Origin of the sequence: Allocoleopsis sp., assembly GCF_036703385.1 — a bacterium.
Taxonomy (GTDB): Bacteria; Cyanobacteriota; Cyanobacteriia; order Cyanobacteriales; family Coleofasciculaceae; genus Allocoleopsis.
In genome coordinates this window covers 1-15,072 of record NZ_DATNPA010000510.1, presented here as the reverse complement: position 1 = coordinate 15,072, position 15,072 = coordinate 1, and the positions used below count along the sequence as shown (strand labels likewise).

The following is a 15,072-nucleotide window of genomic DNA, read 5'->3' as shown; positions in this document are numbered from 1 at the left end:
CATCAAACCGTTTGAATTATAAATTTTTTTCAACGTTCAAGGCGGCAAAAACTTTAACTTTCAACCTGAGAACATTCAACCTTTAGATGAAGGTTGAATCGGAGTTTGTGCCGATTTGAGAGCAGAGGGAGCTAGTGGAATTTTTACAACGAACTCTGTCCCTTCTCCCGGCACTGAAAAGCATTCTAGCTGTCCTCCATGTTTTTCGACAATAATTTGATAGCTAATCGATAAACCCAGACCCGTACCTTCTCCCACTGGCTTAGTTGTGAAGAAGGGGTCAAAAATCCGTTTTTTAACATCTTTAGAAATGCCAGAACCGTTGTCTGCAATCCGAATGACGACCTTCTTTTCGTTCTCAGTATCCTCCGAGTTGGAGGCTTGGGATGGAGAACTCTCTACAACCTCCGTTGAAATTTTAATGATTCTGGGATTAGGATGACTGGGTGTAGCGACGTGGGTTGTGATGTGTTCGGAAGTTGGCTCTGGCTCAAATTTCTCAAGGGCATCGTTAGCGTTAGCGTAGCGGGAGGCGCTAGCGTCCCAGCGAGACGCGATAGCATCTATCGCATTATTCAAAATATTCATAAACACTTGATTGAGCTGCCCTGGGTAGCACTCGACAAGTGGAAGATTTCCGTACTCTTTGACCAGATTAATATTAGCGGCTTCAGGTTTCAATCGGTGTTGCAGAATCAAAAGAGTGTTCTCAATCCCCTCATGAATATCTACAGGTTTACGCTCTGCCTCATCCACCCGTGAGAAATTTTTTAAACTCAAAACAATCTGACGAATGCGATGTGCCCCAATTTCCATTGATTTTAGCAATTTGGGAAAATCTTGTTTAAGGAAATCAAAGTCAATCACCTCTATATGTTTTTCAATGACTGGTATCGGTTGAGGATAGTGTTCGGTATAGAGTTCAACCAATTCCAGCAAATCCTGAGCATACATTTCTGCATGGGTGATATTGCCAGAGATAAACGTAACTGGGTTATTAATCTCATGAGCAACACCCGCCACTAACTGTCCCAATCCCGACATTTTTTCGGTCTGAATCAGTTGGAGTTGGGCTTGTTTGAGGTCGTTGAGGGCTTTTTTGAGTTCAGTCGCTTGCGTTTTCAGCGCCTGTTTGGACCGTCGTAATGCCGCTTCCGCCGCTTTTCGCTCCGCCAGTTCTTCGGCTAACTGCTCGAAGAGTGCGGCTTGCTGAATGGCTACGCTCAACTGCACGCTGATCTGTCTGAGCAATTCGATAGTCGAGTCCTGCCAATCCCGTGTCTTAGAGCATTGATGGGCAATCAGCAATCCCCAGAGGTTCTCGCCTTGCAGGATGGGAACCACGAGGTTGGCGCGTACCTGAAATCGCTCTAGTAATTGAATGTGACACGGACTCAGGTCAGTGTTGTAGATATCGTTAATCGCTCGAATCCGTCCTTTTTGGTAGAGATGAGCTTTGCTTTCGTGAAAACAGGTATCCTGGATACTAATCGCCGAGGCTGGGGTCCATTCCTCACCCACAGATTCCACAACAATAGTGCCACTCCAATCTGGGTTAAAGCGACAGATTAGGGTGCGATCGCACGCTAGAAACTGTCGCACTTCCTCTACAGCGGTGTTCAGTACTTCATCCAGATTCAAAGACTGGCGGATGCGCTGATTTATCCCACTAACCAATCGCTCTCTCTCGGCTTGCTGGCGTAGTCTCCTTTCGGTTTGCTTATGCTCTGTGATGTCCTGAAAAGACCAGATTCTACCGTAGGACTCACCCTTGGGCGATCGAGCCGGAGCCGAGTAACAATCGAAAACCCTCCCGTTCGTCAGGTGGATTTCCTCGCGACTGATCAGGGAGGGGTTCTCTTCTAGATATTCCATCTGGCTGAAAACCCTTTGCGGCTCTTGAATAAGAGGCAGCACCCAGTTGAGGATGATTTTGTCATCTCCAAATTGCCTCACCCCCTCAGGAATTTGCCACATTTCGCAGAACTGTTGATTGTAGCTTAAGGTCGCTCCTGTTTCATCCGTTACCAGAACGCCGTTGGGATCGGATTCTTGTTGCGCCTTCAATAAGGCATTACTCCGTTGCAGAGCTTTTTCCGCTTGCTTATTCTCCCTAATGTCACGGGCGAACGCGCAGTTGTACTCCTGATCGTTAAATTTGAGATAGTTGAAGGTAACTTCTACAGGAAATACCCGACCGTCTTTGGTTCGATGCTGACTTTCAATCTTAAAAGAGCCACCTTCCTTAACCTGTTGCCAATGTGACTGCCAAACTTGAGCCGAACAGTCTAAGTCAATGTCATGGATACTCAGTGCCAGCAGTTCTTCACGGGAATATCCCAAAACTTGGCTGGCGGCGTCATTGACGTAAAATAACGTGCCGTCTGGGCGAATATAGAAGACAGCATCAGCAGCGCGGTCAATCGAGAACTGCATCAACTGTCGAGTTTCTTCGGCTTGTTTGCGATCGGTAATATCGCTTTGAACGCCAATAAAGTGGGTAACTTTTCCTGAGGTGTCTTTTACTGGCGAAATCGTTAGGTCATTCCAGAAAAGCGTCCCATCTTTTCGATAATTCTTCAATATCACTCTGACTTCTTGCCCTATCCGGATCGACTGACGAATTTGCTCAACCGCGTCTGGATCAGTATCGGGGCCTTGTAAAAACCGACAGTTCTGTCCGATTACTTCATCCTGAGAATACCCTGTGATTTCCAGAAAAGCCGGATTGCAATATATTATGGGATTATCAAACGAGCGAGCATCACTAATCACAATGCCGCAGCTTGTAGCGGCTAGGGCACGGTCATATAGCCAGAGGTTGCCTATATCTTCTTTGTCGGGCTGATTAGTGTCTAAGGCTCTACAACTAGCTTTCTTGCTGACCATGACCTTCATATCAGTAAATACCATTAAAGGCAGGAACCTCGCTAGTTATCCTCACGTTTGTCCTAACCTTAAACAAGTCTAAAAATAGATTAATATATCGAAAGGGAGAAACCGCTGAAGCTAAGTATAGTCATTGACTTAGTGTTTTCCTCGGTTGTCTTTCACTGATTCCTTGAGGTTATAGGTAGTGCCTTTTCCTCAGTTGTATGGAACGATCGCTTATATTTATCGAACTCCTCTTTGGAGAGTGATACTTACATGTTGACCATTGAACGTGTAAGTGCTAATCCGAGGTTTGATCAAGTATTGTGCTATTTTACATAACTTTATAGATTTTTTTTACAAAGAGTTGGTGAAGTTGGGTAAAGCTTGCAACTCTACCATTGAGCAACTATCCCAGCGACTTATCGTTCACCACACTGATGCTGAGCTGTGAGGAGATGGGGATAGAGAAAGTGGCTTGTCAGCGTTGCTGTAGCGGACTACTGATACGCACCTGCTCTGATGGAGAATTTAGCCAAGCTGCTTAATAGTATTGTGACATCTCCCAGCAGCCAACGTAGTTTGATGTGGGGCTTGCGTGAAAAAGTATAGCCACCTTCATAATCAAATAATCATGATAAAGCAACAGGGATGGCAAAAAACAAACACCAAAGAGTGTCTTTTTTTGCCCGCTTTCATCCTACGAGTACAAGCCTGAGATGAAAGCAGGATTTGCTAAAAGAAATGATCCGGCTGAATGGTGTTAGGTCAGGAATCCTGGCTAAAGAGGGTCAAACTATAGGGCAAAAATAGTTCTCTTTTAGGTCTAGTGCAGCGTGACGTGGTGCGTACTCTAATGGCTTAACATAGCGCGGGAAGGAACCGCTACTCTAAAAGAGAGTGCCTTAGGCGAGGCCAAGAGAGCTAAAGACCCAAGGGAGAATGCCGCATCATTGCATCTCGTAACGTTCCTTAGACACACAGCAAGCGGCGAATATAATACCATAAACAACGCTACTTGCTCGGCTCTGTTGGCTAGATCTTGCGCGAGTCCTTAGAATCTGCTCTTCCATTATGTCAGGCCAAACTATAACTCCGAAAAAATTCCTCGAACCCATTGACCGTGCCGCTTTGGGTTTAATGGTAGTGCTGAGTCTCCTGATCGGCATTTTACTGTTGAGTGGCGATCGCACTTCTCCTAAAGTACGCGATTTTAGTTGGAAGGATAAACAAGTCAGTGTAGAGGATACCGCCTTTATCCTGACCTTTAGTCGTCCGATGAACCACGATAGTGTGGAAGCCAACCTCAAAATCGAGCCACCGATTCCGGGCCAAGTTAGCTGGGCTGGGCGTCGCATGGCCTATACCCCAAAATTTCCCGTGCCCTATGGTAGCAAGTATCAAGTCGAACTCAAGGGAGCGAGAGACCAAATTTCTGCCAGAAAGAACGAAGGAAAGCAGATAGAGCCATTTACGGCTGCCTTTCGCACTCGCGATCGCGCCTTTGCTTATATCGGTGTGGAAGAAAAAGAGCAGGGGAGGTTAATTCTTTACAACCTCACGGCTCAGAAAAAAAGCATCCTAACACCTGCCGACCTAGTGGTCATGGAGTTTAAACCCTACCCAGGGGGTGAGCGAATTTTGTTTTCTGCTAGCGATCGCAAGCATCAGGAAAAGGGTTTGCTCAACCAACAGTTATACACGGTTAGCACAGGACTATCGTTTCAATCTGAAGATGGGTCATCCAATGAGCCAGAACCTGAAGGGCGGCTGGATTTAGTTTTAGACAGTAAAGACTACCAAAATTTGAAATTTGACTTGTCTGCTGATGGCAAGACTATTGTCGTCCAACGATTGAATCGGCGCAAGCCCGCCGATTTCGGTCTGTGGATTATCCAACCAGACGCTAAGCCACGGCGTTTGGAAACTCAGCCCGGTGGTGATTTTACGATCCACCCAGACAGTACCTCCTTAGCCGTCGCTCAGGGACAGGGCATAGCGATGTTGTCCTTGAAACCAGGGGAAAAGCCTTTGGACTTTCTGCCCAAGTTCGGCATCCTTCTGAGCTTTTCCCAAGAGGGTTCGGCGGCAGCGATGGTGAAATTTAATACAGATTACACGCGATCGCTCTATTTGGTCACCAACCAAGGCACTCAGAAAGAATTACTGCGCACCACAGGTTCGATCCAACGATGCGAATTTGCGCCCAAACGCGACACGCTCTACTGCCTCCTGACTCAACTGATTAAAGGGGAAGTCTACCAAGAAGAACCGTTCTTTGCTGCGATTAACCTAAAACCAGACCCAAACAGTAAGCAGTCCCAGGTGAGGCCATTGGTTGTCTTACCCAATCAACAGGATATTCAGATGAGTTTATCTCCAGATGGCTTAGCTTTACTGTTTGATCAGATCGGTACCCGCCCCCCCACAGCAACCGATACCTTGAGGTCAGGTGATGGGCAAGCGATCGCTACGGGTTTTCTGTGGATGCTACCCTTAGTGGATGCCACATCCTCAACCCCCCCACCTCAGTTGAAACCCGAACAGTTGTTACCAGGATTCCATCCTCGCTGGCTACCCTAACCAACAACTTCCCCACTCCGGGTGATCACCAGTACTGTTTCACGGTAGGAATCTCGGTAGACTGAGGCAAAGCATCGAGTCGAGTTCAGAGGGCACATTGATTAGCAGTCTTCTAGTTAGCGGCGGACTTTGCTCAGCCTTTGGATTTCCCCTACGGACTGGGTACTGTAATATCCTTCTATCTCCGATGCCCGACGCTTAACTTTTGGCCTAGCATCTCACCCTGTCCGAACGGCCTTCATGCAAGTACAAAACTTTCTCGACCGATACCGACAAGGAGAACGTGACTTTGCCCATATTGACCTGAGTGGGGCAAACCTAACGGGGGTGAACCTCCGCAAGATTAACTTGACAGGTGCGAATCTCAGTGGTGCAAATCTGAGTTGGGCTAGTTTAAGCCACGCCAATTTCACTGGGGCAAACCTGCATCAGGCGAATCTACACAGCGCCACTCTGCAAAATGCTAATTTTACCCAGGCCACGTTGAGTCGAGCCAAGCTTAGTAAAGTTGACCTCCGCTTGGCCAATCTCCGAGAAGCTGACTTAAATTGGGCTGATTTAAGTGGCTGTGATTTGAGTGGGGCTGATTTACAAGGCACTCACTTAGATCAAATTAATCTGGAGAACGCTAAACTCAACAATGCTCGGCTTGTTGGCGCGGAGTTGATGGAAGCCAATCTCCGGTGCACCAACTTAATCGGTGCGAATCTCACCGGTGCGAATCTACGAGAATCTAATTTAGAACAGGCGAATTTACGAGAAGCGATTTTAGTTGGCGCTAATTTGACAGAAGCGAATCTCAATACAGCCTACCTGAGAGCCGCCAATCTCAGCAATGCAGACTTGCATCGAGCGATTCTGAGCGGTGCGGATATAAGTGAGGCGAATTGTGAACATGTGGACTTGAGTCGGGCTAATCTCACGGGTGCTTATTTACTCAAAGCGAGTTTACGAAAAGCGGTTTTGCTGCGTGCGGTTCTTCAAGATGTTTATTTATTGCACACCGACCTGAGTGAAGCGAATCTACGGGGGGCTGATTTGCGGCGTGCTGACTTAAGTGGTGCTTACCTGAAGGATGCCATCTTAAGTGAGGCGAATCTGAATAGTGCCTATCTTTTGGAGAGTTATTTAATTCGGACTAAGCTTGATCGCACAGAAATGACAGGCTGTTGCATTTATCAGTGGCACCTTGAGGAGGTGGATCTATCGAATGTTGAGTGTCGATATGTCTTTACCGGGTTTGACTACTCTACCAAAAGCCCAAGCGATCGCTATCCGAGCAAGGGGGATTTGCCGCCGGGGGCACTGAACCGCAAAAACGCCGAAGATCAGTTAACCGTAACCGTACCGTTGATGGGGCCTCCTAACTGGGAGGCGCTCGTTTTTACGCTAACACAGGTGGAATTAGAGTCCCCTAATCTCCAACTAACTCTCAAATCCTATGAAGCCAGATCTGGGCAATACCTGCTACGCTTGTCCGTCAATCGGTTGGTTAATACAAAGCTCATCAGTCAGCGGATTGTGCAACTCTATCCAGACATGTTAGAGCGTTTTGTAACTCGACGCCAACTCCTTCTGGACTTACTGGACATCAAAGAGGCTCAGAATTTAAAGGTCGAACAGCTACCCCCATTACCAGCGCCACCCCTTCCTTCCTTATCACCAACCCATCGCAAACGGCAGTTATACCAAGAGGTGGTCACCCAGATTCAACGGATTATCATGTCCCAGGCACCAGAGCAGTGTGTGGACAGTGTAGAGCGACTGCTGGAGTTTTTACAACAACAGAATATTTCGACTGAAGAAATTCAAAAGGAAGTGATTGGCAAAGTGATTATGAAGCGAGCCGAAACGGATGAAATCTTCCAGAAGCAATTGTTACGCTGGGAAGCAGCGACTTCGGAGGCAGCGCGTTTTTCAGTCGTGGGGCAAGCGGTGCGTTTAGCGATCGCCATGATTTTATCGAATAACGCACTTTTATAAGTCTGGAGAGGCAAAAATTAAGACATTGACACTCCCACCGAAGACAGCGAGTGGGATTCTTGGTTCACAGACTCGCCGTTAGACAGCAGGATTGCTCCAACTGCCCAAGAGGGCAAATCTCCCCAAGCGTAGGTTCCCGTGTGCCCCACGGTACTGAGTGCTAATTTCAGGATATTGATAGCAGCATTTACGTCCCTATCTTCCACAAACCCGCAATGCGGGCACACATGAGTTCTGGTTGATAGAGATTTCTTGACCCTCTTGCCACAGCTAGAACAGTTTTGACTCGTATTATGGGGAGCAACAGCAATAGTTTGCTTCCCGTACTTAAAGCCAAAATACTCCAGCCATTTACGAAATGTTGACCATCCTGCATCGCTGATAGATTTAGCTAGATGTCGATTTTTTACCAGCCCTTGCACATTTAAGTCTTCATAGGCTATCAGGTCGTTAGACTGAATCACGGAGTATGCAACTCGCTTGCAGTACTCTTTTCGCTGCCTGCTTACTCTTAAATGCTTTCGAGCATATCGATTCCTAGCTTTGTGGTAATTCTTGGACTGCGGTTTAGCACTCTTCTTGAACTTCTTGGACTTCTTGCGATTCGCTCTGTTGAGTTGACACTCTGACTTTCTGTAGAACTGAGGAGACCCTATAGTATTTCCATCGCTATCTGCTAGGAAATACTTCAACCCCAGATCTAATCCAACGATATGTCTGGTTGGCTCCGTCTCTATTCTGACTTTGACATCAACAGCAAATTGAGCGTAGTATCCATCAGCCCTACGGACTAATCGAACTCGCTTAATCTGTTTGATGTCATAGAAGTTAAGGTCATAGGTTCCCTTGAGTTTAAGAGTTCCTATCCCTTTCTTGTCGTTGAAGGAGATAGCCTTCCTGTTTAGCGAAAGCTTCCAGCCACTAGTTTTGTACTCAACTGAGCGACAATGCTTTTTGAATTTCGGGTAGCCTTTTTTACCCTTAATCTTCCTTTTGCAATTGTCATAGAACCGAGCAATTGCGCTCCAAGCTCGTTCTGCCGCCGCCTGTCTTGCCATAGAATTAAGTTCGTCAGCAAAGGGAAATTCTGCGGCTAGTACAGCGCAATACTTATTGAGGTCATATCTGCCCACTTTCTCGTTATCCATCCAGTAGCGTAAACACTTGTTTTGGATAAATTGTGAGGTAAGAATAGCCTCATCTATTGCTCGATACTGAGCATCTTTCCCTTTCACTTTGAACTCGTAAATTATCATGGCTCGACCAAATCACCACGTTATTATGTTACTACGCTCGACATAATGGTGCAATTAAGTTTTTTGTCTTCGCTGTTAAATCTCTTGGTCGCCTCCGTACCTACGGCGACCCGCCTTATATCCCACTTCTTTAGATGTGGGATATAAGGCGTTTTCTATAAGGGGTTATCGAGGCGGATTTGGGAACATCCTCGGTTAACGGCGTTTCTTCTCTAGCCACCAAGGTTTGTAGACTATAGCGCACATATAGTCTTCACACAACTATCTAAAGGAATAGATAAAGTATAAAGAAGGAAGCAATCGAGTAGCGATCGTCTGCTCCTGGCGTTGGCTTAAAAAAGCTTGACATAGTTGAGGTTATGTGTGGCTAGTAGCTTAGAAGTGTTAGGGAAAATCAATAGCTTTAACAATGCATTTATTTCATACGGACGAGCAGATAGCAAAGCCTTCGCAACGAAGCTCTATGACCGACTCCTGAAAGAAGGGCTAAAGGTTTGGTTTGATCAAAACGATATTCCCTTGGGGGTAGATTACCAGAACCAAATTGATGACGGCATTGAGAAAGCCGATAACTTTCTATTTTTGATCGCCCCCCACTCCATCAACTCGCCCTATTGCCGCAAAGAAATTGAGCTAGCCCTCCAGCGCAACAAACGAATTATTCCACTGCTGCACGTCGAGCAAATTACAGAAGAAATTTGGCAGCAACGCAACCCTGGTCGCGATCTGAATGAGTGGGAAACGTACAAATCCAAGGGTTTACACTCCAGTTTCCCCAATATGCACCCTGTGATTGGCAAAATCAACTGGGTTTACTTCCGGGAAGGGATTGATGATTTTGAGAAATCCTTTGCTGGACTGCTAGAGATATTTGCTCGTCATCGAGACTATGTACAACAGCACACCTACTTTTTAGCCAAATCATTGGAGTGGGAACGGAATCAGAAACAGTCGCCTTACCTGTTAACGGGAGAAGAACGGATACAGGCAGAAAACTGGCTGAAAATCAGGTTTAAGGATGAGCAACCTCCTTGCGAACCGACCGACTTGCACTGTGCATTTATTGGTGAAAGTACCAAGAACGCCAATAACCTAATGACTGATGTGTTTCTCTCCTACTCGGAAAAGGAGAGGGCGTTCATGGAAAAAGTGGCGAACAGCTTGAGGCGTGAATGCTTCACCGTCTGGACGAACTTAACAGACATTAATACTGGGACGGATTTTGTGGAAGCCATTTATCGGGGCCTTGAGGAAGCCGATAATGTGGTTTTCCTCATGTCTCCAGCGTCTCTGGCATCCCAATACTGTCAAATGGAACTGACCCACGCTAGGACGCACAACAAGCGGATTATTCCTGTACTGATTCAAGAGGTTGAGCTTGAGCAAGTTCCGCCTGAACTGAGTGCCATACAGTTCATCACGATCGCAGACGCGGAGCAAGAGGCACAATATCACGATGCTATTGCTAAGTTAATTAAGGTACTGCATGAAGACGCCGCTTACCATGAACAGCATAAAATCGTACTAGCTAAGGCGCTCAAGTGGGAGCGACAAAAGCGCAATCCCAGCATTTTATTGCGGGGTTACAATCTTCGCCAAGCTGAGGCGTGGTTGAAAGTGGCGAAACAGAAAACCAAGCATTCCTCCACACCCCTGCAAGAGGAATTCATCGCCGAAAGCCTCAAACAACCGCCAGATGCTTCCCTAGACGTATTTATTGCCTACTCCGGTACGGATTCTGACTTTGCCCGCAAGCTGAACGAGACTCTGCAAATTCAAGGCAAGACGACCTGGTTTGAGCAGGAAAGTATCGCCTCTGGGGTTGACTTTCAGCAGGAAATTCACCGGGGAATTGAATATGCTAACAATTTTTTATTTATTATTTCCCCGAATTCTATCCATTCGCCCAACTGTGCGGCGCAGGTGGAGTATGCGATGACCCAGCATAAGCGTATTGTTACTGTTTTATACCGGGAGGTCGATGCGGCTACACTTCACCCCGGTTTAGCGAAAGTGCAGTGGGTGGATTTCCGGAAGCATGGAGGGGACTTTCTCACCAACTTTGGGGAACTCACGAGAACCCTGGATACAGACCCAGAGTATCTGAGAACTCACACCCGTTTGTTGCTCAAAGCAAAGGAGTGGGACCAGCACGGACGTGACGATAGCTTCTTGTTGCGGGGGAAAGATTTGGTTGCCTCCCAGCAGTGGCTGACACAATCGGTCAATACAGAACCAACTCCCACCGACCTTCAGTTAGAATATTTGGCTACGAGTCGAGAACTCCCCTATCGGCGGGTGAAGCGGCGCACGGTGATGCTGACTGGTTTGGCTGTCTCGGCCTTAGTGTTTGCTGGACGCTTTTTTGGGCTGATGCAACCGGTTGAACTAGCTGCCTACGACCATCTGCTCCGGTTGCGTCCGAATGAAACGAAGGATGATCGGCTTGTAATTGTCGGTGTTGATGTAGACAGTGCGGAGATGATCGATCGCAGCGATCGCTATCGCTTGGGTCGAGGCACTGTGCCGGATTTGGCGCTATCGGATACGCTCAAAGCCCTTAACCGTCATCAACCTCGCTTAATTGGCTTAGATTTTATCCGGGACTTGAGTTCGTTACCAGAACTCACCCAAACCTTTAAAGACACCACCAACTTGGTAGCCATTTGCAAAGGCAGTGCCACGAATGATCGGGGTCAAAAGCTCAAAGGAAACAAAGCCCCGACAAACGTACCGATAGAGCGGGTCGGCTTTGCTAATCTGCAAGATGATGGAGGGAAGTTTTTGCGTCGCCATTACCTGATGGCAGGGGCAGATCCGGATTATTGCCAGACAATGAATGCCTTCAGCCTGGTACTGGCACAAAAATACCTGGAAGGGAAAGGTATAGCTTACTCCTCTCCCTTCGACCCGAAGGAAGAAGACTTCGTGCGCCACATGCAGTTTGGCAAAACGGTGATTCCGCCCTTGTGGGCACCATCGTCAGGTAATGGCAGTGGCTACCGAGATCGGGGTGATCAGTTGGGCGGCTACCAAGCGATGCTCAACTATCGCATTCATCAGGGTGATCCAGAAAAGTTCGTGCCAATCGTCAGTCTCAAGGATGTGTTGGAAAATCGCGTTCCTGCACAGTTAATCCGCGATCGCATCGTGTTGATTGGCATGGTGGATAAAGCAGAGCGTCAAGCCGACTACTGGAATACACCTTATGGTGAGGTTTCAGGAGTGGTATTGCACGCGCAGATGATTAGCCAGCTCTTGAGTGCCACCCTTGATGGGCGTCCCTTGATTTGGTGGATGCCCATGTGGTCGGAAACGCTCTGGATTTTTGGCTGGTCGGTGGTTGGTGGTTTTGTCGTCTGGTGGTTTCGGCAACCGAAATTTTTAGCGATCGCGGGTGTGGCTTCGGTTGTCACTCTTTACGGCATCTGCTATTTCGTCCTCGCCTTCCCCGGTGGATGGCTGCCATTAGCTCCTGCACTGATTGCCCTCATAGGCACAGGTGCCGGAGTGGCTTGTCTGAATTACTACTTACGAAAGTAGTCACGTATCAGCACTCCGTGGTTCAGTTGCCACGGACGACCGACAAACTTAACTGTTAGCACTTGATCTTGAGAGCTTACGCAATGCGCATATTATTTTCAGTTAGTAGTGAGGACTAAAATCCTCATTGGGTTCGACGAAAGCCCTGACTACAAACAAAAAACTAGATTTTATGACAGTTGCGTAAATTCTAATCTGGAAACACTATTAAGAGGTTCACAACTCATGGTATTAACAGGTTCACTCATTCAAAAAGCTCTTGTTTTCGGAACGATGGCTGCGTTAGTGCCAACGATGGCACTTTTGCCCTTAGCGAGCCAAAAAGCCCAAGCTCAGTCCAGTCAGCGCTCGGCTGTGCAACAACTTGCCAAACGTCCTCTCAATGCGGGTAACACATCCAGCAGTGGCGCTGTACGTGGGGAGTGTCCCGCTGGCACAAAGAATCTCAAGGCGCTGAATCCTGAAAAAGACCCAGGGCATACAACCCAAGCTAATCCAACCTTCTGGTTTTATGTACCCTTTGGTCAGAATGCGCCTCAAAGTGAGGCCTCCGACATCAAGGTTACATCTGTACAATTTGAGTTGCAGGATGATACGGGTAACCCAGTGCTGACACAACCGCTCCAGCTTGCATTACCTGATCAAGCAGGCATTGTCAAGTTCACCCTCCCCTCCACAGAAAAACCGTTAGAAGTTGGCAAGGACTACTATTGGAGGTTTTCCATTATCTGTGATCCAAACCAACCGTCAGCGAACCCAAGCGTCACGGGTTGGCTGACTAGGATTCCAGCGAGTACCCAACTGAACAGTCGGCTCAAAGCTACGCCCCCCCAACAGCAGTACCTGGTTTATAAAGAAAATGGTTTATGGTTTGAGTACGTGACTGGGCTTGCCAGCAATCGGACTAAAGATGCAAACGCATGGGGTGAACTTGTAAAGTTGTTCGATCTACAAGAGTTTGCCACGGCTCCAGTTAGTGAACTGCGTCCTGAGAGCGGTAACAATTAAGGGATAGCGTAAACCTAGAGTGCCAATCCAGTAATCGCCGAAACAAGGATTTTTAGTAGGGGCAGTGCCTCCATGCCTGCCCAGCTATCACCAACCTTATCCGCATACCCACTCTCCTATTTTGTCAATTATCTTGTTGAGGGTTACTACTATGGTCAGTACATCTTCTTCCACACCCCCTTCGGCTAGTTCATCTGTTCCCTCATCTACGACTATACCTGAGGTAAAACGAGGCCAATCCATGTTTACAACCACAAGAGTCGGGTCATTTGCCTTGTTTTGTGTGCAACATCCAGATTTGTTTCGGTTTATTGTGCAGGTGGCTTTTAGTGCAATCGTCTTAAGTTTTTGTATCAATCAGCTGGCTATAGGTGCAAAGGATGGCAAAAATGATGCCATCTATTGGGGCGGTGTCACATCCATACTGGCATGGTGGATGCCCTCTCCAGGCGGCAGAAATCCCCAAAATCAGGCGAATATTGCAAGTAATCTGACTATTGAAACTCCCACTGCGGCGGGTACTCCACCCTCAACAACGGGTAGCGGTACTACCAACAATGCTGCCTTACCTACTGATAAACCTGATGCCGGTGCAATTCCTTCAGCCGGGAGTAGCTTACCCGAGCAAGACAGTGGACAGCGTTGACATTCTCCCCGCCAGAGAACGACGGGGATTCCCAAACTTCACAATCTGGGTTTCTGCTTGCTTCCATTGCTGGTTTTTCGCAACTGCCGTTTGGACTTATGCCCATCCGGTCTTATACAAACAGGAATTGTGTTCAGTGGCTGTATTCAAGCGGCTTGCCTTTGGAGCGTTGAAAGTAGAGCCGCCGCACCCGAAACGTAAGGCAAGGCTTGGTTAACAGCTATCAACAATAGAGGTAAAGTTGACCAGTGGATGACTTTTTGACTTTCACGGATGCCAGTAAGATACGTTGGGATATCGGCTCTAGAGAGGGCACGATACAGACGCCAGCGTGGGACATTAATCACGGTGTCTAGCTGGGTGAGTGGTATCCAGACATCGTCCTTGCCGTATTCAAAAACGGGCACGGCAAAATTGCCAACAGGGTAAAGTGTCGTTTGCATAGGTCAAGTGAATCGTCTTAATTAGATAAGACAATCAAAAACCGACCTCAACCGGAATGATTCGGTGGGTTAAAAGTTTTACTAATGGATTAATCGCTGCTTTCCTGCTAATTAAATAAAGCCTCTAATTCACGCAGGATTACAACCAACTGCCTACCAAAACATAAGGTGCCCAAAAGCGGGGGTGCGAATATTTATTCGGGTCTTTGAGAAACGCTACCTGGGTTAGACGCAGAGCTTCGGCTCTGCTGATTCCGGGTTTGCCCAAATTTTTATAAAGTTCTTGGGCAAATAGCACGCTGGAGTCATCAGCCAGACTCCACAAACCCGCAATCACGCTGCGTGCACCGGCCTGTACGGCTGTTCCGGCAATCCCCAAAACGGCGCGATCGTTTCCGCTTGCTGTCTTACAAGCACTGAGAACCAATAGTTCTACGGCGTCTTCCCGACGTTGTCCGCGTGTGCGGAACAACTCACTCAACTGGTCTACGTAAATCGCGTCATCAGCAGCCAGTAAATAAGTCCTCTCCCGCGTCGCCCCAAACTGACCGTGAGTTGCTAGGTGAACAACCTGGTAACTGTTTGAATTCATCGCTTGCTGGAAATTTTTCCTAGTAAATGCCTGGTCGAGGATAAACTTAACGGGGATTTGGGCTTCGTTGATCGCATCCAGTTCCCGTTGTACATTTTTCAGTTTGCTATAGGTGTTCTCAAACTTTTTCGGCGGATCAGTCAGACC

At 47.5% G+C, this 15,072-nt stretch carries 9 protein-coding genes; 5 read left to right on the top strand and 4 right to left on the bottom strand.

Annotated features, from left to right (window positions below; genetic code table 11):
- Positions 1–75 precede the first annotated feature (75 nt).
- A complete protein-coding gene (locus V6C93_RS24950) occupies positions 76–2,889 on the bottom strand; it encodes a PAS domain S-box protein (protein ID WP_333479373.1) in 2,814 nt (937 codons plus the stop codon).
- Between the two features lie 1,056 nt (positions 2,890–3,945).
- On the opposite strand from V6C93_RS24950, the gene V6C93_RS24945 reads away from it, so the two are divergent.
- Together V6C93_RS24945 and V6C93_RS24940 are read left to right on the top strand one after the other, a co-directional pair.
- A complete protein-coding gene (locus V6C93_RS24945; RefSeq protein WP_333479372.1) occupies positions 3,946–5,454 on the top strand; it encodes an Ig-like domain-containing protein in 1,509 nt (502 codons plus the stop codon).
- Positions 5,455–5,694: 240 nt separating this feature from the next.
- Positions 5,695–7,437, top strand: coding sequence for a pentapeptide repeat-containing protein (locus V6C93_RS24940; protein ID WP_333479371.1), 1,743 nt, complete (start codon positions 5,695–5,697; stop codon positions 7,435–7,437).
- Positions 7,438–7,454: 17 nt separating this feature from the next.
- Here V6C93_RS24940 and V6C93_RS24935 read toward each other — a convergent pair whose 3' ends face one another.
- Positions 7,455–8,693: a transposase gene (locus tag V6C93_RS24935; RefSeq protein ID WP_333479370.1), complete on the bottom strand. Its 1,239-nt coding sequence runs from the start codon at positions 8,691–8,693 to the stop codon at positions 7,455–7,457.
- A 363-nt stretch (positions 8,694–9,056) separates the two neighbouring features.
- Between V6C93_RS24935 and V6C93_RS24930 the strand changes: the two genes are divergently transcribed.
- From V6C93_RS24930 to V6C93_RS24920, 3 genes are all read left to right on the top strand, one after another.
- Positions 9,057–12,236, top strand: coding sequence for a TIR domain-containing protein (locus tag V6C93_RS24930; protein ID WP_333479369.1), 3,180 nt, complete (start codon positions 9,057–9,059; stop codon positions 12,234–12,236).
- 225 nt (positions 12,237–12,461) lie between these two features.
- Entirely contained in the window at positions 12,462–13,244 is a 783-nt protein-coding gene (locus V6C93_RS24925) for a DUF928 domain-containing protein (RefSeq protein WP_333479368.1), read from the top strand.
- A 151-nt stretch (positions 13,245–13,395) separates the two neighbouring features.
- Positions 13,396–13,890 (top strand): hypothetical protein, encoded by a 495-nt coding sequence (locus V6C93_RS24920; RefSeq protein ID WP_333479367.1) that lies wholly within the window; start codon positions 13,396–13,398, stop codon positions 13,888–13,890.
- 146 nt (positions 13,891–14,036) lie between these two features.
- Here V6C93_RS24920 and V6C93_RS24915 read toward each other — a convergent pair whose 3' ends face one another.
- On the bottom strand, positions 14,037–14,333 hold the full coding sequence (locus tag V6C93_RS24915; RefSeq protein ID WP_333479366.1) for a hypothetical protein: 297 nt from the start codon (positions 14,331–14,333) through the stop codon (positions 14,037–14,039).
- 139 nt (positions 14,334–14,472) lie between these two features.
- A partial coding sequence (locus V6C93_RS24910; RefSeq protein ID WP_333479365.1) for a CHAT domain-containing protein occupies positions 14,473–15,072 on the bottom strand: 600 nt, incomplete at its 5' end.

Bases quoted from the DNA above. Each gene is read 5' to 3' on its own strand.
- V6C93_RS24950 (WP_333479373.1), bottom strand. From the start codon at position 2,889: ATGGTCAGCAAGAAAGCTAGTTGTAGAGCCTTAGACACTAATCAGCCC.
- V6C93_RS24945 (WP_333479372.1), top strand. From the start codon at position 3,946: ATGTCAGGCCAAACTATAACTCCGAAAAAATTCCTCGAACCCATTGAC.
- V6C93_RS24940 (WP_333479371.1), top strand. From the start codon at position 5,695: ATGCAAGTACAAAACTTTCTCGACCGATACCGACAAGGAGAACGTGAC.
- V6C93_RS24935 (WP_333479370.1), bottom strand. From the start codon at position 8,693: ATGATAATTTACGAGTTCAAAGTGAAAGGGAAAGATGCTCAGTATCGA.
- V6C93_RS24925 (WP_333479368.1), top strand. From the start codon at position 12,462: ATGGTATTAACAGGTTCACTCATTCAAAAAGCTCTTGTTTTCGGAACG.
- V6C93_RS24920 (WP_333479367.1), top strand. From the start codon at position 13,396: ATGGTCAGTACATCTTCTTCCACACCCCCTTCGGCTAGTTCATCTGTT.
- V6C93_RS24915 (WP_333479366.1), bottom strand. From the start codon at position 14,333: ATGCAAACGACACTTTACCCTGTTGGCAATTTTGCCGTGCCCGTTTTT.